This is a genomic window from Pseudomonas sp. Z4-20 (assembly GCF_051131955.1).
Lineage (GTDB): Bacteria > Pseudomonadota > Gammaproteobacteria > Pseudomonadales > Pseudomonadaceae > Aquipseudomonas > Aquipseudomonas marvdashtae.
Genome location: NZ_CP071641.1, coordinates 1,793,353 through 1,810,444, shown reverse-complemented (window position 1 = coordinate 1,810,444; position 17,092 = coordinate 1,793,353). Strand labels below are relative to the sequence as shown.

Here is a 17,092-nt window from a genome sequence, read left to right as displayed (position 1 = left end):
CAATGCGCTCCCTTACCCTCCATCTGAAAATGCTGATCGCCATCCTGGTGGTGCTGGGCCTGTCGGTGACGGCCTATCAGATTTTCGTGCTCGGCATCCCGGTCACCGAAGACGCCACCGACGACTTGTGGAACATCGACGCCAAGGTCGAATTCGTGCCCAACGCCAAGGATCCGGTGAAAATCCAGATGTTCGTGCCGCCCTTGAGCCGCGATTATGTGAGCCTCAATGAGAGTTTCATTTCCAACAATTACGGCGTGGCGGTGAACCGGGTCGACGGCAACCGCAAAGTGACGTGGTCGGCCCGTCGCGCCAAAGGCAACCAGACCCTGTATTACCGCCTGGTGCTGACCAAGCGCTACAGCGCCGAGAAAACCAAGGTCAAGGGCCCGACTTTCCGTGACAGCATCGCCGTCGAGGGGCCGGAAAAACTGGCCGCCGAAGCATTGCTGGCGCCGATCCGCCAGCATTCGGCGGATGTCGAGACGTTTATCAGCGAAGCCATCAAGCGGGTCAACAACCTCAACGATGACAACGTCAAGCTGCTGCTGGCCGGCGATCCTTCGTCGAGCAATAAAGCCAAAATCGTCGAGTTGGTGCTGTCCATCGCCCACGTGCCGGTGGAAAAAGTCCATACCATCCGCCTGGTCGCCGACCAGCCGCAGACGCCTGAACTGTGGCTACGCAGTTTCAACGGCACCGACTGGCTGTACTTCAACCCCGACTCCGGCGAGCAAGGCCTGCCGACCGACCGCCTGCTGTGGTGGACCGGCGACGAGAACCTGATCACCGTCGATGGCGGCAAGAAAGCCACCGTCACCTTCAGCATGAACAACAGCGAAATGAACGCCATTCGCCTGGCCAAGCTGACGGACGAGAACACCGACGCCAACTTCCTCGAGTACTCGCTCTACGGATTGCCGCTGCAAACCCAGCAGACGTTCATGATCATGGTGATGATCCCGATTGGCGTGCTGGTGATCCTGGTGTTGCGTAACCTGATCGGCCTGCAGACCCTCGGGACGTTCACCCCGGTGCTGATCGCCTTGGCCTTCCGCGAAACCCAGCTGGGCTTCGGCATCATCCTGTTCACGGTGATTACCACCCTGGGCCTGTCGCTGCGCTCCTATTTGGAGCACCTCAAGCTGCAGATGCTGCCAAGGCTCTCGGTGGTGCTGACGTTCGTGGTGGTGCTGATCGCCGCGATCAGCCTGTTCAGCCACAAGTTGGGCCTGGAGCGCGGCTTGTCGGTGGCGCTGTTCCCGATGGTGATCCTGACCATGACCATCGAACGCCTGTCCATCACCTGGGAAGAACGCGGCGCCGGCCACGCGATGAAAGTCGCCATCGGCACGCTGTTCGCCGCGTCGCTGGCGCACCTGATCATGAGCGTGCCGGAGCTGGTGTACTTCGTGTTCACCTTCCCGGCGATCCTGCTGATCCTGGTGGGCTTCATGCTGGCCATGGGTCGTTATCGTGGTTATCGCCTGACCGAGCTGGTGCGGTTCAAGGCCTTCGTCAAGGCTGACTCCTGATGTTCGGCCTGTGGAAAACCTGGAAGGCCCTGGAAGCCCGGGGCATCATGGGCATCAATCGGCGTAACGCCGACTACGTGCTCAAGTACAACAAGCGCAGCCTGTATCCCATCGTCGATGACAAGATCATCACCAAGGAGCGGGCAATCATTGCCGGTATTCACGTACCGGAGTTGTATGGAGTGATTTCCACCGAGAAGGAAATCGACAAGCTCGACGAAATCATCGGGGGGCGTACCGATTTCGTGATCAAGCCGGCCCAGGGCGCCGGGGGCGACGGCATCATAGTGATCGCCGACCGCTTCGAGGGTCGCTATCGAACCGTGTCTGGCAAAATCATCAGCCACGAAGAAATCGAGCACCACATCTCCAGCATCCTTACGGGTCTGTACTCCCTTGGCGGACACCGTGACCGCGCACTGATCGAATACCGTGTGACCCCAGACCAGATCTTCAAGAGCATCAGCTACGAAGGCGTGCCGGACATCCGTATCATCGTGCTGATGGGCTATCCGGTGATGGCCATGTTGCGACTGCCGACCCGCCAGTCCGGCGGCAAGGCCAACCTGCACCAGGGCGCCATTGGCGTCGGCGTTGACCTCGCCACGGGCCTGACCCTGCGCGGAACCTGGCTGAACAACATCATCACTAAACACCCCGACACCACCAACGCAGTGGACGGCGTGCAACTGCCCTATTGGGACGGTTTCATGAAACTGGCCGCCGGTTGCTATGAACTTTGCGGGCTGGGCTACATCGGTGTCGACATGGTCCTGGACCAGGAAAAAGGCCCGTTGATCCTGGAACTGAACGCCCGGCCGGGCCTGAACATCCAGATTGCCAACGACTGCGGCCTGACCTTGCGCACCCATGCCGTTGAAGCACGCCTGGAAGAACTCAAGGCCCGGGGTGTTATCGAAACCGTGGAAGAACGCGTGGCGTTTGCCCAGGAGTTGTTTGGGCATATTCCGCCGGTTGAGGGTTGAGGCTTGAAGTAAGCTGAGGATCGAAGATAGCCCCCCGTGGCGAGGGAGCTTGCTCCCGCTGGGTTGCGAAGCAACCCCAAAGCCCGGCACCTCGATGCATCAGGTTGATCGCGTTCATCTGAACAAGGGGCTGCTGCGCAACCCAGCGGGAGCAAGCTCCCTCGCCACGGGTTCCATGCGCCTTCAGATGTTCAATACCGACATCCCTCTAGGAGCAAATCCTACAGGGGATTACAATCGCCCCCCCCCCCGCCTGAACGGCTGACCCGCCCCGCCCATGCCAACCTGCTCCGTACACTCGCTGCCCTATCGCGCCGATCCCGCCGAATACTTTGCGGCGATCCGCCATGCCCCAGGCAGCGTGCTGCTCGACAGCGGCCGACCGAGTGCCGAACGCGGTCGTTATGACCTGCTAAGCGCCTGGCCATTGGAGCAACTGATGGTATTGCCGGAGGAACGTGGCGGTGATTTCCTGCACCGCCTTCGGCTCCATCTGACGCAACTGGGCCGCGCAGACCTACCGGCCCAGGTCCAATTGCCCTTCGCCGGCGGCTTGATCGGTTACATGAGTTACGACTTCGGCCGACACCTTGAAGTCCTGCCGTCCCACGCCAAGGACGACCTGCAATTGCCTGACGCGCGTTTTGGCCTGTACGACTGGGCGCTGATCACCGATCACCAGGTCCGCACTAGCCAACTGGTCTTCCATCCCCACTGCAGCGAAAGCGAACGCCAGCGACTGATCGAATTGTTCGCCCGTCCAAACCCGCCGCCCGTCACTGCGTTCAACCTTCAAGGCCCGATGACGCCCGACCTCAGCGCCGAGGACTATCGGCAAGCATTCGAGCGTATCCAGGCCTATATCCAGGCCGGCGATTGTTATCAAGTCAACTTTGCCCAACGTTTTCGCGCCCCCTGCCAAGGCGATGCCTGGGTCGCTTATCAGGCGCTGCGGGCGGCTTGCCCGACGCCGTTCTCCGGTTTCCAGAGCCTGCCGGGCGGCGGTGCGGTGCTGAGCCTGTCGCCGGAACGTTTCGTCAAGGTCAGCGAACGCCACGTCGAAACCCGGCCGATCAAGGGCACCCGGCCTCGCGGCACCACGCCTGGGGAGGATGCCGCCCACGCCGCCGAGCTGCTGGCCAGCCCGAAAGACCGGGCGGAAAACCTGATGATCGTCGACCTGCTGCGTAACGACCTGGGCCGCACGTGCCGCGTTGGCTCGGTGCGGGTGCCGGAGTTGTTCAGCCTGGAAAGCTACCCGAATGTGCATCACTTGGTCAGCAGCGTGACCGGCGAGCTGGATGCTGACAGGGATGCCCTGGACTTGATCGCCGGCAGCTTCCCCGGCGGTTCGATCACCGGCGCGCCGAAAATTCGCGCCATGCAAATCATCGACGAACTCGAACCGACCCGACGCGGGCTTTATTGCGGCTCGTTGCTGTACCTGGACGTGCGCGGGGAAATGGACAGCTCCATTGCCATCCGCAGCTTGCTGGTCAAGGATGGGCAGGTCTGTTGCTGGGGAGGCGGCGGGATTGTCGCGGACTCGGAGTGGGAGGCGGAGTATCAGGAGTCGATGACCAAGGTCCGGGTCCTGCTCGAAACCCTGCAGGAACTCTAGGACTCCAGTGATCGCTCCTACGCTCCCGTAGGAACGATCAACCCGCTCAGGTCTACAGGCTCAAGGGGCGATTCGAAGCCTCGATGAGCGCCTGCTTCAACTTGGCAAAGGTATGCACCGCCGGGAACTGCGGGAATTCGCGGATCACATTGTCAGGCGCATGGAACAGAATCCCCGCGTCGGCTTCACCCAGCATCGTGGTGTCGTTGTAGGAATCCCCCGCCGCAATTACACGGTAGTACAGGCTCTTGAAGGCCAGGACCGACTGCCGTTTCGGATCCTTCTGACGCAACTGATAGCCAGTCACCCGCCCGTGGTCGTCAGTGATCAGCCGATGGCAGAGCAGCGTTGGAAAGCCCAGCTGACGCATCAACGGCTGGGAGAATTCATAGAATGTGTCCGAGAGAATCACCACCTGGAAGCGCTCGCGCAGCCAATCGACGAATTCGATGGCACCGTCCAGTGGTTTGAGGGTGGCGATCACTTCCTGGATATCGGAGAGCTTGAGGCCATGGTCGTCGAGGATGCGCAATCGCTGCTTCATCAGCACGTCGTAATCGGGAATGTCCCGAGTGGTTGCCCTGAGGGATTCAATCCCGGTTTTTTCAGCGAAGGCGATCCAGATCTCCGGGACCAACACACCTTCCAGGTCGAGACAGGCAATTTCCACAAGACACTCCCATTTTTTGCTGTTTATCGGTTGAGCGAACCAAAGGACTGCCGACTCTAGCCATTCGCCGAGACCTGCGCAACGCACAGGAGCGCGCCAGCCCGGGCAGCTTTTTGTTACCATCAGCCCCATATAGAGCGCCCAGCGCCACCGACCTGTAGGAAACCGCCCTGATGAGCCCAACGTTTGACGTCGTGGAACTCGCCACGACCTATGCCAACAAGTCCCCGCAGGACATCCTCAAGCTGGCCTTCGCCGAATTTGGCGACGACCTGTGGATATCCTTCAGTGGCGCCGAAGACGTGGTGCTGGTGGACATGGCCTGGAAGCTGAACAAGAACGTCAAGGTGTTCAGCCTCGACACCGGTCGCCTGCATCCGGAGACCTATCGTTTCATCGATCAGGTGCGCGAGCACTACAAGATCGAGATCGAGCTGGTCTCGCCGGACTACACGAAACTTGAACCCTTCGTGAAGGAAAAAGGCTTGTTCAGCTTCTATAAGGATGGCCACGGCGAGTGCTGCGGGATTCGCAAAATCGAACCGTTGCGGCGCAAACTGGCCGATGTCCGCGCCTGGGCCACCGGCCAGCGCCGCGACCAGAGCCCCGGCACCCGCAGCCAGGTGGCGGTGCTGGAAATCGATACCGCGTTTTCTACCCCGGAACGCACGCTGTACAAGTTCAACCCTTTGTCGCAAATGACCAGCGAAGAAGTCTGGGGCTATATCCGCATGCTGGAGCTGCCCTACAACAGCCTGCACGAGCGCGGCTTCATCAGCATCGGCTGCGAACCCTGCACCCGTCCGGTCCTGCCGAACCAGCACGAGCGCGAAGGCCGCTGGTGGTGGGAAGAAGCCACGCAGAAAGAATGCGGGTTGCATGCCGGCAACATCATCGCCAAGTCCAAGGTGGTCTGATAGCACGCAGTTTCCTGTACACAAAAATGTCACCACAAGTGGCATTTTTGTGTGCATTGATTCCATCACTGCGCTAAAAAGTTACAACTTGCTTCGATTCCTTCTCCGTCTCGACTCTCCCTTCCCTGCCTCTTTTGTAAAATTACCTGTTTGAATGGTCAGTTTTTACCTGCGCTATTTCAAATACTTATCTTTAATCAATAACAAAATGAAATTAGCAAGCTACGGGTTAGATTCAAGGCTGGCATAAATCTGGCTTGAGGTGGAAGACGTTTTGTATACAACTAACAACAAAACGTACACACACTTTAGATCCGCCAGCCTGAAGCGCCCTATCCCGTACAGGCTGCAGATGCCCCGTAATCAATGATTGCTCACCCCGCCGCGACGAAGATCTGCCGAGCCCCGCGCTCATGCACAGTCATCGCGGCCCTGAGAATCAGGAGCCTGCCGGAATGCGTACAAGTCTCTCTAATAACATCGCGCTGGATCTGCCCTCCCCAACTACTGCCTTTGATGACCCAACCGCAGCCCTTCCCACGTTGAGCCCCAGGCTACACAACAAGGATCTCGCACCGACCAAGGCCGAGGGCCGACGCTGGGGCCGCTATAGCATCTTTGCCCTGTGGACGAACGACGTGCATAACATCGCCAATTATTCGTTCGCCATAGGCCTGTATGCGTTGGGCCTGGGCGCTTGGCAAATCCTCCTCTCGCTGGGGATCGGCGCAGCGCTGGTGTATGGCTTCATGAATCTATCCGGCTACATGGGCCAGAAGACCGGCGTGCCGTTTCCTGTCATCAGTCGGATCAGTTTCGGCATTCATGGCGCGCAGATTCCTGCACTGATCAGGGCAGTCATTGCCATCGCCTGGTTCGGTATCCAGACGTACCTGGCGTCCGTGGTGTTCCGCGTGTTGTTGACCGCCATCCACCCAGGCTTCGCCGAGTACGATCACAACTCGATCCTCGGGCTGTCGAGCCTCGGCTGGGTGTGTTTCGTGGCGATATGGTTCGTGCAATTGGTGATCCTGGCCTACGGCATGGAAATGGTTCGCCGTTATGAAGGCTTTGCCGGCCCCGTCATCCTGGTGACGGTCGCGGCGCTGGCCGGATGGATGTACTTCCAGGCCGATGCCACCATCGCATGGTCGATCCGTGAACCGCTGACCGGCGGCGAGATGTGGCGCAACATATTCGCCGGTGGTGCCCTGTGGCTGGCGATATACGGAACCTTGATCCTGAATTTTTGCGATTTCGCCCGTTCCTCACCGTGCCGTCGGACGATTATTGTCGGAAATTTCTGGGGCCTGCCGGTCAATATTCTGGTGTTCGCTGCCATCACCATCCTGCTATGCGGTGCGCAGTTCCAGATCAATGGCCAGATCATCGAGAGCCCAACCCAGGTTATCGCCTCGATCCCCAACACCTTTTTCCTGGTACTCGGTTGCGTGGCTTTCCTGATCGTCACCGTAGCGGTGAACATCATGGCCAACTTCGTCGCCCCGGCCTTCGTGCTCAGTAACCTGGCGCCCAAATACCTGACCTTTCGCCGCGCCGGGCTGATCAGCGCCGCCATAGCCGTGCTGATCCTGCCGTGGAACCTGTACAACAGCCCGTTGGTGATCGTGTATTTCCTGTCCGGCCTCGGCGCCCTGCTCGGGCCGCTGTACGGCGTGATCATGGTCGACTACTGGCTGCTGCGAAAAGGCCGCATCAACGTGCCACAACTGTACAGCGAGGACCCAAATGGTGCGTATTTCTACAGCAACGGCGTGAACCTGCGGGCAGTGGCGGCGTTCATTCCCGCGGCGCTGATCGCGATTATCCTGGCGCTGGTGCCCGGTTTCGACAGCGTCTCAGCGTTTTCCTGGCTGATTGGCGCCTCGATTGCAGGGTTGTTATACCTGATCATCGCCAAGCGCCAGCCGTACTACGAGGACGTCAGTGGCGAATCCATCGCCGTGGATAACGTCAGCCATTGATCCATGACCAGCGGCCCGTCAGGTGCGGGCCGCTTATTTATGTGTTTAAAAGGGACAGCTCATGCGAATTCTTGTGGTCAACGTCAACACCACCGAGTCCATCACCCAGGCCATCGCCCGGCAAGCCCAGGCAGTGGCCGCGCCAGGCACCGAAATCATCGGGCTTACGCCGCATTTCGGAGCCGACTCCATCGAAGGCAACTTTGAAAGCTATCTGGCAGCGATCGCCGTGATGGACCGGGTGATGTCTTACGACCAGCCGTTCGATGCGGTCATCCAAGCCGGTTATGGCGAACATGGCCGCGAAGGTTTGCAGGAGCTGCTCAACGTGCCGGTTGTGGACATCACCGATGCCGGCGCCAGTACCGCGATGTTCCTCGGTCATGCCTATTCGGTTGTCACTACCTTGGACCGCACGGTACCGCTGATCGAGGACCGCCTCAAACTCTCAGGACTGTTCGACCGCTGCGCCTCGGTGCGGGCCAGTGGCCTGGCAGTGCTGGAACTTGAGCAGGATCCACAACGGGCACTCGAAGCCATCGTGCATCAGGCCGAACTGGCGGTCAGCCAGGACAAGGCCGAGGTCATCTGCCTGGGTTGCGGCGGCATGGCCGGGCTCGATGAACAGATCCGCCAGCGCACTGGCGTGCCGGTGGTCGATGGGGTAACCGCAGCAGTGACCATCGCCGAATCACTGGTGCGATTAGGGTTGTCGACATCAAAAGTACGCACCTATGCGACGCCTCGGCCGAAGACTATCATTGGCTGGCCGGGTCGGTTTGGGCGATGAGTTCAAACTTCAGACCGCGCTGAACCGCTGCGCAAGCCCCTGCTCGGCAAACTGTTCGATAATGAAATCCACAAACGCCCGGGTCTTGCCCGGCAGCAGTTTGTGCTCGGCGTAATAAATGGAGATGTTGCCGTCATCGACATACCAGTCTGGCAGGACTCGCTGCAACCCCCCGGACTCCAGGAAAGGAATGGCGATAGGCATGCTCACCAGCCCAATCCCCAACCCTTGGGCGGCGGCCGCGCAGTCGGCTTCCGAGTCACTCATGGTCATGCGCGCCCTGAGCATCAGCGGGCTATGTTCCCGGTTGCGATGGGTCAGTTGCCAGGAGCGGACACGCCCGGTCTGTGGCGAACGAATCAGGATGCCTTGATGGTGCGCCAGGTCTTGCGGCTCAGTGATCGCAGCATGATTTTGTAGATAATCTTCGGACGCGACCAGCACCCGATGAGCCACCGCCAGTTTGCGCGCCACCACGCCTTGAGGCAGCTCGAACCCACCCCCGATGGCCGCGTCGAAGCCCTGCCCGATCAGGTCCACCTGGCGGTTGTCGAAATGCCAGTCCGGGTTGATCGCCGGGTACCGCCGCAGGAATTCCCCCAGCAACGGCACGACAAACAATCGTCCGAACGCCGTGCCCATGCTCACTTTCAGCGTACCGGCTGGCTGCCCACCGGCGCTGGCCAGGTTGGCGACGGCGTTCTGGATCGTATTAAAACTGCTGCCCACTTCCCGCAGGAACAACTGGCCGGCCTCGGTCAGTGTCAGGCTGCGAGTGCTGCGCTGGAACAGCCGCACGCCCAGGCGCGCTTCAAGCTTGGCGACGCTTTTGCCCACCGCCGCCGGGGTCAGGCTCAAGCGTCGCGCCGCCTCGGCAAAACTGCCGACCTCGGCGCTGCGGACAAAGCATTCGATACTGCTGAAAGTCTCCATGGCGCTCACTATAAACTTTTTGTTTACACAGACTATATCAAAGGAGGTCTACACAGCCGATCGCCGAGTCTTGATACTCGCCCCATCAACCGTGGCACCTCGCCTCGGCACCTTTGGAGACCTTCATGAGCAATCAGACACTGAACGGTAAAGTCGCCTTGATCCAAGGCGGTTCCCGCGGCATCGGCGCCGCCATCGTCAAGCGCCTCGCTGCGCAAGGCGCTGCAGTCGCCTTCACGTACGTCAGTTCCGCCGCCAAGTCCGAAGAACTGCAGAACAGCATCATCGCCACCGGTGGCAAAGCCTTGGCGATCAAGGCTGACAGCGCTGACGCCGACGCCATCCGCAGCGCCGTCGATGCGACTGTGGACGCTTTTGGCCGGCTGGACATTCTGGTCAACAACGCTGGCATCCTGGCAATGGCACCGCTGGACGAGTTCAAGCTTGAAGACTTCGACCAGACCCTGGCCATCAACGTGCGCAGCGTGTTTATTGCTACCCAGGCAGCCGCTCGACACATGACCGAAGGCGGTCGAGTCATCAACATCGGCAGCACCAACGCCGACCGCATGCCCTTCGCCGGTGGCGCGACTTATGCCATGAGCAAATCCGCGCTGGTGGGCCTGACCAAGGGCCTGGCCCGCGACCTCGGCCCCCGCGGCATTACTGTCAACAACGTGCAACCCGGCCCGGTGGACACTGACATGAACCCAGCAGACAGCGACTTCGCGTCCAGCCTGATGGACCTCATGGCTATAGGGCGTTACGGCACGGTGGAAGAAATCGCCAGCTTCGTCGCCTATCTGGCGGGCCCGGAAGCGGCCTACATCACCGGGGCCAGCCTGACCATCGACGGCGGCTTTGGCGCCTGATCCCAAGGCACACAAAAACGCCGGTCATGGTTGAGCCATGACCGGCGTTTTTTGCGTTGCCTCGCAGTGTGTCGTCAGGCCCATTCCATCTCTGGCAAACCGCACAGGCTTGGCTGGAACAGCTTGAGCGAGCGAATGATCCCGTCGGCATGGGCATACTTCTCGTCAGCCATGGCCGAGTCGGGGATTGCGATAGCGGTCATGCCCGCAGCTTTGGCCGCCGTCACGCCGAACGGCGAGTCCTCGAAGACCAGGCAATCTTTCGGCGCAACGCCGAGGCGACGGGCCGCGGTGAGGAAGATATCCGGCGCCGGTTTGGCCGCGCCCACTTCCGGATCATCCGCCGTCACGATGAAATCGAACAGCGCGAACCAGTCCCGGTGCAGCGTGGTTTTCAGCTCGAACGACTGGCGCGCCGAACTGGTTCCTACCGCAATGGGCACGTCATGGGCCTTCAAGTGGCGCACCAACTCTTCAGCGCCGGGCATCGCCAGGGCATGAGGAAAACGTTCGCGCATCAGCGGTTCGCGAATGACCAGGAATTCTTCCGGAGTGATCGGCAGCTCCAGCGCCTGGACCACATAACGAGCCAGGTCACCCGCGCCGCGCCCGATGATGTTCTGCTTGTGGCTCCAGTCGAACGTACGCCCGTAGCGCTCGGCAATGATGGACGTAACCTCTGTATAGATGCCTTCGGTGTCCAACAGCAGGCCATCCATGTCGAAAATCACAGCCTTGATCGGGCCAAAATTTTTCAGCGGTGCATTCATCGCATCTGATCCGTTATCAACACAACATTCCAGGGATGGCTCAGGTGCGGCCAGCGCAACGTGTTCGCCTTAAAGGATTCAGCAGAATAACGAGGCGCGCAGGATGCAAGCAATGGGAAATTTTCGTAACGAGGTGGCGAGGAATGAGCTGCTACTTGACCGGTCAGCGACGGGCTCCCTCGCCACGAACACAGCGGTGATTGACAATGGGCTGCGCCTTAGCCGCCGGACGCACCCGAACCGGAGCCTGATCCGCCGCCGCTTGAGCTGCCACCGCTGCTGCTACCGGTTCCACTGCTTGAGCCGGAAGATCCGCCGCCCATCGTGCTGCCACCGCTGGTCGAGCCACTGCCGGTTCCCGGACTGGTGCTGCTGCCGCTGGCATCGCCACCGTTCCCTCCGCCCACTGAACCCGGCGGAAGAGCGTTGCCATTGGTCTCGGTGGTGGAACCGGCATCCATCTGGGTAGAAGGCGGCATTCCCCCCTTATCTACGGGTGCGTCGTTCGAGGACTGGGCAAACACCGCCACTGAACTGGCCGAAAGAATTCCGGCAAGCACCAAAGCCGTCATATTTGACTTCATCATGGTAAGTCTCCTTTTCAGATAACTACCTGATGTCTGGCAACCACCTCCGGCCGATGGTGCCGCAAAATCGACGGGCGGATGGGCAATCAGCTTGGCTTGCCGGAAGCATCGTCACCGGCAATGTCCGGGTCGTCCGGAGTCGCCTCGACATCCGGGTCATCGCTTGGTACTTGCTCTACACCGGCCTCCTCGTCGTCAGGTGGACGCTGATCGCGGCTCAGGGAGTCGGTTGGCGATGGCAGCGGGTATTCCGGGGTTTCATCGTCGTCTGGGACAGGCGAGTCGGCAGTCATGGCAAATCTCCTGGTCAGCAGTTTTACGAGGACATCGGTGCTGCGCTTGGGCAGCTTCAATCGTAGGATTCATCTTCGTGCTCAGTATCTTCATCCTCGATCAGCGGAACCTGAGCGTCGTCCATCAGCGAACCTGGATCTTCATTGCCCGGGTCATTCACGCCCGGATCGTTGATGAACGGAACGCCCGAGGGGCCTTTTTCTTCCTTGCCTTCGGTTTCCGGCGTCATGGCAGACCTCACTATTGCAAGTGTGTATGCGTTCGAGGCGGTGGTCGGGCAAACGTTCCGGGAAATACCCAATAAGAAAAAACCCGGCACTAGGCCGGGTCTCTTCATCAAGCGTCCGCTCAGCGGTGTTTTTTCTTGTGCTTGTGCTTGTGCTTCTTGCCACCGGAATGGCCATCGTTATCGTTGGACAGGTTGCTGCCCAACGCTGCGCCAGCCGCACCACCGACGCCCGCGCCAATGGTCGACCCGGTAGAACCGCCCAGGCGGTTGCCCACAATCGAACCGCCGGCCGAACCCAGGCCACCGCCAATGGCCGCTTCCGTACGGCTGCCCTTTCGAGCCCCCACCGCGCTGCCGGCTGCGCCACCGACACCGGCGCCAATCGCAGCGCCCGCGCTGCCGCCCATCTGCTGGCCGACCACGTTACCCAAGACACCGCCAAGACCACCGCCGACCGCAGCGGTACCGTCGCCAGCGGCCATTGCGCCCTGAGCGACTACAAGCCCCAGCACCAAGGTGGACAAAGTCAAACGCATGATAAAAACCTCAAGAATGCCGCATCGGGGAGAGATAGCCGGTGCGCGCGGGCGCGAGTGTACGCCAAACCGCGTCAGCCATGACGGTTGGACCACAAATGCAGGGGTAGTTTTATGACAGGCAAAAAAAAGCCCGCTGGGGAAACGGGCAGGTACTGCTTTCTAACGGATGAGCTGAGACTACGCGCGGGAGTGTGAAAGAAACGTGAAAGCAATTGTCTGTAGGAAAAAGATTAAAAATATTTACGAAACGTCCAATTCTCTGCAAAAAAAAGCCCCATTCGGTGACGGGGCTGTGCTTACGTTATTTCCTGATAGGAACCTTGGGCAAAAACTTGGCCCTTTCCCCTCGCTGCACTTTGGCAACCTTCGTCCTGATGGACCTGATTGGCTCATCGCCAAAGTCTGCCCGATACGCCGACTGGCCACACTGCAGTCCTTCGTTGACCGGATACGCGGCTCCGTTTTCCTCGCTGTACGGTGCTCCCATCGCATTTCCCCTTTCATCAAGGTCGATACCGGCAACAAACGATCGCCTGGAAATATCGATCCTCACGGCTAAGAGACTAGTCGGTCATCAACAGACTGGCTGTTCGTTGACACCCTTGACCGACGAATGGAACGCGCTGTTTCAAAAAGAAAACATTCATTCGGCGCCCAGCATCGTCCGGCTCAAGACACGGGAAACCTGATCGGCGGAATAGGGTTTGGACAAAAACTCGAAGCCCTCATGCCCGCTACGAGCCAACTCTTCGCTGTAGCCAGACGTCAACACCACGGGTAGGTCCGGGCGACACTGGCGCAGCTGCCTGGCCAGCGCAATGCCACTGATGCCAGGCATAAGGACGTCGGAAAATATCGCATCGAACGCCATCGCATCCTGGCCGACCATTTCCAGTGCCTGCTCAGCGTTGGTCGCCCAGGCCGTTTCGTACCCCAAGTCTTGCAGAATCTGACTGGCGAAACGCCCCACTTCCAGGTTGTCTTCCACGATCAATACCCGCCGTCGGCCTTTTTCCAACCTCAACTGCGGGGTTTCCTCCATGGGAGGTAAACGCACTTCTTCAACTTCCACTTCCGGCAGATACAAGGTGAACAGGGTCCCCTTTCCGACAACGGTGGAAACGTCGACGTTGCCACCCGACTGCTTGGCGAAACCAAACACCTGGGACAACCCCAGCCCCGTACCCTTGCCCACCTCCTTGGTGGTGAAAAACGGTTCGAAGATGTGTTCGAGTATCTGCGGAGCGATCCCGGTGCCTGTGTCCTCCAGGGCGATGGCAGCAAAAGCCTGCGCGGCCCCGGCATGGCCACGGATCGGCGGTATGCCGGCACCGCAATTGAGCCTGAGCCACAGCGTACCCTGGCCGTTCATGGCGTCCCGGGCGTTCAACGCCATGTTGATGATGGCCGTTTCGAACTGGCTTAAATCAGCGCGGATATAACAAGGCCGGTCACACAGCTCGACCTTGACGGGTATTCGGGCGCCCGTCACGGTTTCCAGCATGTCCCCCAGGCTCTGCACCTGCTTGCCCACCTCGAAGACTTCCGGTTTCAAAGGCTGGCGGCGGGCAAACGCGAGCAACTGGCTGGTCAGCTTCGACGCGCGCTCCACCGTCTCGGCAACAGCTGACATGTAGCGCTGTCGGCGCTCATCAGACAGATTGGGCATACGCAGGAAATCGACGGAGGAGCGGATGATTGTCAGCAGATTATTGAAATCGTGGGCTACACCGCCGGTGAGCTGGCCTATGGCTTCGAGCTTCTGCGACTGATGAAGCGCCGCTTCGGTCTGCTTCAGCCGCGTGGTGCGTTCCTCGACCCGTTGCTCCAGGGTAGCATTCAATTCAGCCAGCGCGGCCAAGCCTTCACGCACCGCGGCGTCCGCACGGGCACGCTCGATGTGGGCCCAGGATCGCTCCGTGACTTCCATCAGCAACGCCAGATCGTTGGAAGACCAGACCCTAGGCGTTCTATCGTGGATTGCCATCAGTGCGGTCAAACGCCCGTCCTTTATCAACGGAACGCAAATGGTGGCTGCGATACCAATCGACTGGAAGGTTGCCGCTTCCTCCGGCTCGAGTTCCGCCAGGTTATCGTTCACCACCAATGGCTTGCCGACCCGCAGGTTGGTGACGGCCAGTCGACCGAAATCCGCCAGTCGATAATGTCCGACGATGCTCGGCGACCCGGCTCTCGCCCAATCGCCGCGAATGGTGAAACCGTCCTCGTCTTCATCCATGTCCGCGTAGGCACAATTGGACAAGTTCAAGTGCGCCGCCAGAATGCGCGTAGTGATCGCCATGATGGTCTGCGGGTCGGTGGCATTCGCCACGGCGCTGCCAATGGCATCAAGCACGGCGAGCCGCTGAGTCATGAACACCGTGGAGGTGGTCTCGGTGACCGTATCCAACACACCCACGATCTTGCCGAACTGGTCACGAATGGGGCTGTAGCAGAAAGTGAAATAGGCCCGTTCAGGGCCACCACCGCGCTCAATCACCAGCGGGAAGTTTTCAATAAAGGTGGCTTGCCCCTCAAAGGCCGCCTGCATGATCGGAGCGATCTCGCTCCAGGCTTCCTGCCAGACCTCATCGAATCGCCGGCCCAGCGCGTCGGGTTTACTGCCGAGGATGGGCAGGAACGCATCGTTGTAAAGCGTGACAAGCTCGGGGCCCCAGATGATCGCCTGGGGAAAATGGGAAGCAAGACTCAGCGCCACCGTGGTCTTCAGCACATCGGGCCACTGCCCAGGCGCCCCGAGCGGCGTGCCTTCCCAAGGATGGCGGCGGACCCGCTCAACCATTTCTCCGTAGCTTTGGAGCCAATCTGTCATTGCGTTCGATCCTTCTGAGACGCCAATACCAACGAGGATAGCGCTTGTAACCCCAAGCAGGGCCGTATTATCCCCCGCTGTGTGGGAATGCGCGATTGGATTGTGGGATGCGCCGGAGGGGCAAATGGGGGGTGAGGGGCAGACACGGGCAATGAGGCTACAGAAATATCCTACATATCGTTGGGATTTGGCCCTGATGTAAGTAGCGGGCTTGTTGAGTTGTAAGGCATACAGCTCAGATACTTACGGCCATGGCAATGATACCACCGCCCCACTACACATCCTGCTCGACTCAGCAGCCTACCGAATCCGTGCCGCCACACAATTCTTGGAGAGGCGATGCGTGATGAACTGACCATCGATCCCGCGACCCTTCAAGACCTGGCACAGCTGTGCTGCATCCCGCTGCGTGATGGGTGTGATGTGATGGATGTGATTGCCCGTCGATTGGATGCGGCACCGGCAGGTTCCACTTTATAAGCCTGCCCGCCAAATAAGCCTGCAAACCGACAACCTGTGGCGAGGGAGCTTGCTCCCGCTGGGCTGCGCAGCAGCCCCTTTTGTGAGCGCTGCGCACTCAAGCGGGAGCAAGCTCCCTCGCCACGCAGTGTGTAAATATTAAGACCGTGTGTAACTCGCTGCCGCGTTGGCGAGCAAGCTGAACCTCCTGCGGATCCTTGCTATGTCGGGGTGGAAAGCCTACCGACTCAGCCTTGACTCATCGTTCCCGAAAAACTCGCCTCCACCGGCCCGATAAGAAAGGCCGAGCCAACACCATCCCATTGCACCGTCACGCTTCCGCCATCACATTCAACCTCGACGGAACCGTCCAACAAACCACGACGAATTCCATTAACAGCCGCGCCACAAGAGCAAGAACCTGAGCCCAGCGCAATACCCGCCCCGCGTTCCCAGATGCGCAACCGAATATGTGTGCGATCAATGATCTGGACGAAATGAACGTTGGTCTTGAGTGGAAATAGTGCGTTGATTTCGATGGCCGGTCCTATCTTCGCGATATCAACGCTGGCCAGATCATCGACAAAATAGGTGCAGTGGGGATTTCCCATGCTGCATGCGGCTGGACTGCCGGCCAGTGGCAAGACAGTGGAGTCCAGCTCTTGCGCCAAGGGAATGTCCGACCAGCCGAAAAGCGGCACGCCCATGTCGACGGAAATGTCGCCGGTTGGCGTACGTTTGCAGGTAAGCAAACCGCGATTGGTGCGCAGGGTTATCGACCTGACATTTGCTGCGCGCATGAGCAGGTCCGCCGCTCCTCGCGTCGCGCTGCCACAAACGTCCAGCGCGGAGCCATCTGCGTTCCAGAACATCACGCGCGCATCAGCATCGTCGCAATCGAGCAGCACTGCGAGTTGGTTGAAGCCCACGCCCCGGTTCCGATTACCCAGTCGCTTGACCATGGCACTTGTCATTGGGTTAACGGCGTTTCGCGCGTCGACGATGACGAAGTCGTCGCCATTGGCATGCATCTTTTGAAAGCTCAGTTGCATGTAAACGCTCTGCTGGAGAT

The 17,092-nt window shown here is 59.6% G+C and carries 16 protein-coding genes and 1 pseudogene; 8 read left to right on the top strand and 9 right to left on the bottom strand.

The genetic code is table 11. The features are described 5' to 3' along the window. The first annotated feature begins 2 nt into the window (after window positions 1–2). The 3 genes from J3P82_RS08480 to pabB all read left to right on the top strand — a co-directional run bounded on the left by J3P82_RS08480 (window position 3) and on the right by pabB (window position 4,142). Window positions 3–1,535, top strand: coding sequence for an inactive transglutaminase family protein (locus J3P82_RS08480; protein WP_434562205.1), 1,533 nt, complete (start codon window positions 3–5; stop codon window positions 1,533–1,535). Further along, complete coding sequence (locus J3P82_RS08475; RefSeq protein ID WP_434562203.1) at window positions 1,535–2,521, top strand: alpha-L-glutamate ligase-like protein; 987 nt, start codon at window positions 1,535–1,537, stop codon at window positions 2,519–2,521. Before J3P82_RS08480 ends, J3P82_RS08475 begins: the two co-directional genes overlap by 1 nt. 277 nt (window positions 2,522–2,798) lie before the next feature. Beyond that, the gene (pabB, locus tag J3P82_RS08470; RefSeq protein WP_434562201.1) at window positions 2,799–4,142 is read left to right on the top strand and encodes an aminodeoxychorismate synthase component I; all 1,344 of its coding nucleotides are present in this window, start codon (window positions 2,799–2,801) and stop codon (window positions 4,140–4,142) included. A gap of 52 nt (window positions 4,143–4,194) precedes the next feature. On the opposite strand, the gene thrH is transcribed toward pabB, so the two are convergent. Continuing rightward, window positions 4,195–4,812, bottom strand: a complete 618-nt coding sequence (gene thrH, locus J3P82_RS08465) for a bifunctional phosphoserine phosphatase/homoserine phosphotransferase ThrH (protein WP_434562199.1) — start codon at window positions 4,810–4,812, stop codon at window positions 4,195–4,197. A 173-nt stretch (window positions 4,813–4,985) separates the two neighbouring features. Here thrH and J3P82_RS08460 point away from each other — a divergent pair, with 173 nt between their 5' ends. From J3P82_RS08460 to J3P82_RS08450, 3 genes are all read left to right on the top strand, one after another. After that, the gene (locus J3P82_RS08460) at window positions 4,986–5,729 is read left to right on the top strand and encodes a phosphoadenylyl-sulfate reductase (RefSeq protein WP_434562197.1); all 744 of its coding nucleotides are present in this window, start codon (window positions 4,986–4,988) and stop codon (window positions 5,727–5,729) included. 455 nt (window positions 5,730–6,184) lie between these two features. Then, window positions 6,185–7,714: an NCS1 family nucleobase:cation symporter-1 gene (locus J3P82_RS08455; protein ID WP_434562195.1), complete on the top strand. Its 1,530-nt coding sequence runs from the start codon at window positions 6,185–6,187 to the stop codon at window positions 7,712–7,714. Between the two features lie 61 nt (window positions 7,715–7,775). Then, the gene (locus J3P82_RS08450) at window positions 7,776–8,504 is read left to right on the top strand and encodes an aspartate/glutamate racemase family protein (RefSeq protein WP_434562193.1); all 729 of its coding nucleotides are present in this window, start codon (window positions 7,776–7,778) and stop codon (window positions 8,502–8,504) included. Between the two features lie 9 nt (window positions 8,505–8,513). On the opposite strand, the gene J3P82_RS08445 is transcribed toward J3P82_RS08450, so the two are convergent. Then, window positions 8,514–9,437: a LysR family transcriptional regulator gene (locus tag J3P82_RS08445; protein WP_434562191.1), complete on the bottom strand. Its 924-nt coding sequence runs from the start codon at window positions 9,435–9,437 to the stop codon at window positions 8,514–8,516. Between the two features lie 125 nt (window positions 9,438–9,562). Between J3P82_RS08445 and J3P82_RS08440 the strand changes: the two genes are divergently transcribed. After that, window positions 9,563–10,309, top strand: a complete 747-nt coding sequence (locus J3P82_RS08440; RefSeq protein ID WP_434562189.1) for a 3-oxoacyl-ACP reductase family protein — start codon at window positions 9,563–9,565, stop codon at window positions 10,307–10,309. Between the two features lie 74 nt (window positions 10,310–10,383). Here J3P82_RS08440 and J3P82_RS08435 read toward each other — a convergent pair whose 3' ends face one another. The 6 genes from J3P82_RS08435 to J3P82_RS08410 form a co-directional block, all read right to left on the bottom strand. Beyond that, window positions 10,384–11,079, bottom strand: coding sequence for an HAD-IA family hydrolase (locus tag J3P82_RS08435; RefSeq protein WP_434562187.1), 696 nt, complete (start codon window positions 11,077–11,079; stop codon window positions 10,384–10,386). 218 nt (window positions 11,080–11,297) lie between these two features. Next, the gene (locus J3P82_RS08430) at window positions 11,298–11,666 is read right to left on the bottom strand and encodes a hypothetical protein (RefSeq protein ID WP_434562185.1); all 369 of its coding nucleotides are present in this window, start codon (window positions 11,664–11,666) and stop codon (window positions 11,298–11,300) included. Window positions 11,667–11,752: 86 nt separating this feature from the next. After that, on the bottom strand, window positions 11,753–11,959 hold the full coding sequence (locus J3P82_RS08425) for a hypothetical protein (RefSeq protein WP_434562183.1): 207 nt from the start codon (window positions 11,957–11,959) through the stop codon (window positions 11,753–11,755). 56 nt (window positions 11,960–12,015) lie between these two features. Then, entirely contained in the window at window positions 12,016–12,189 is a 174-nt protein-coding gene (locus J3P82_RS08420; protein WP_186641627.1) for a hypothetical protein, read from the bottom strand. Between the two features lie 119 nt (window positions 12,190–12,308). After that, window positions 12,309–12,725, bottom strand: a complete 417-nt coding sequence (locus J3P82_RS08415; RefSeq protein WP_434562181.1) for a glycine zipper domain-containing protein — start codon at window positions 12,723–12,725, stop codon at window positions 12,309–12,311. A 646-nt stretch (window positions 12,726–13,371) separates the two neighbouring features. Then, window positions 13,372–15,561 carry a GAF domain-containing protein gene (locus J3P82_RS08410; protein WP_434562179.1) on the bottom strand — a complete coding sequence of 730 codons (2,190 nt, stop codon included), beginning with the start codon at window positions 15,559–15,561 and terminating at the stop codon, window positions 13,372–13,374. A 211-nt stretch (window positions 15,562–15,772) separates the two neighbouring features. On the opposite strand from J3P82_RS08410, the pseudogene J3P82_RS08405 reads away from it, so the two are divergent. After that, window positions 15,773–16,041: pseudogene (locus J3P82_RS08405) on the top strand (short-chain dehydrogenase). A 227-nt stretch (window positions 16,042–16,268) separates the two neighbouring features. Here J3P82_RS08405 and dapF read toward each other — a convergent pair. Next, window positions 16,269–17,072, bottom strand: a complete 804-nt coding sequence (gene dapF / locus J3P82_RS08400) for a diaminopimelate epimerase (protein ID WP_434562177.1) — start codon at window positions 17,070–17,072, stop codon at window positions 16,269–16,271. Window positions 17,073–17,092: the final 20 nt, after the last annotated feature.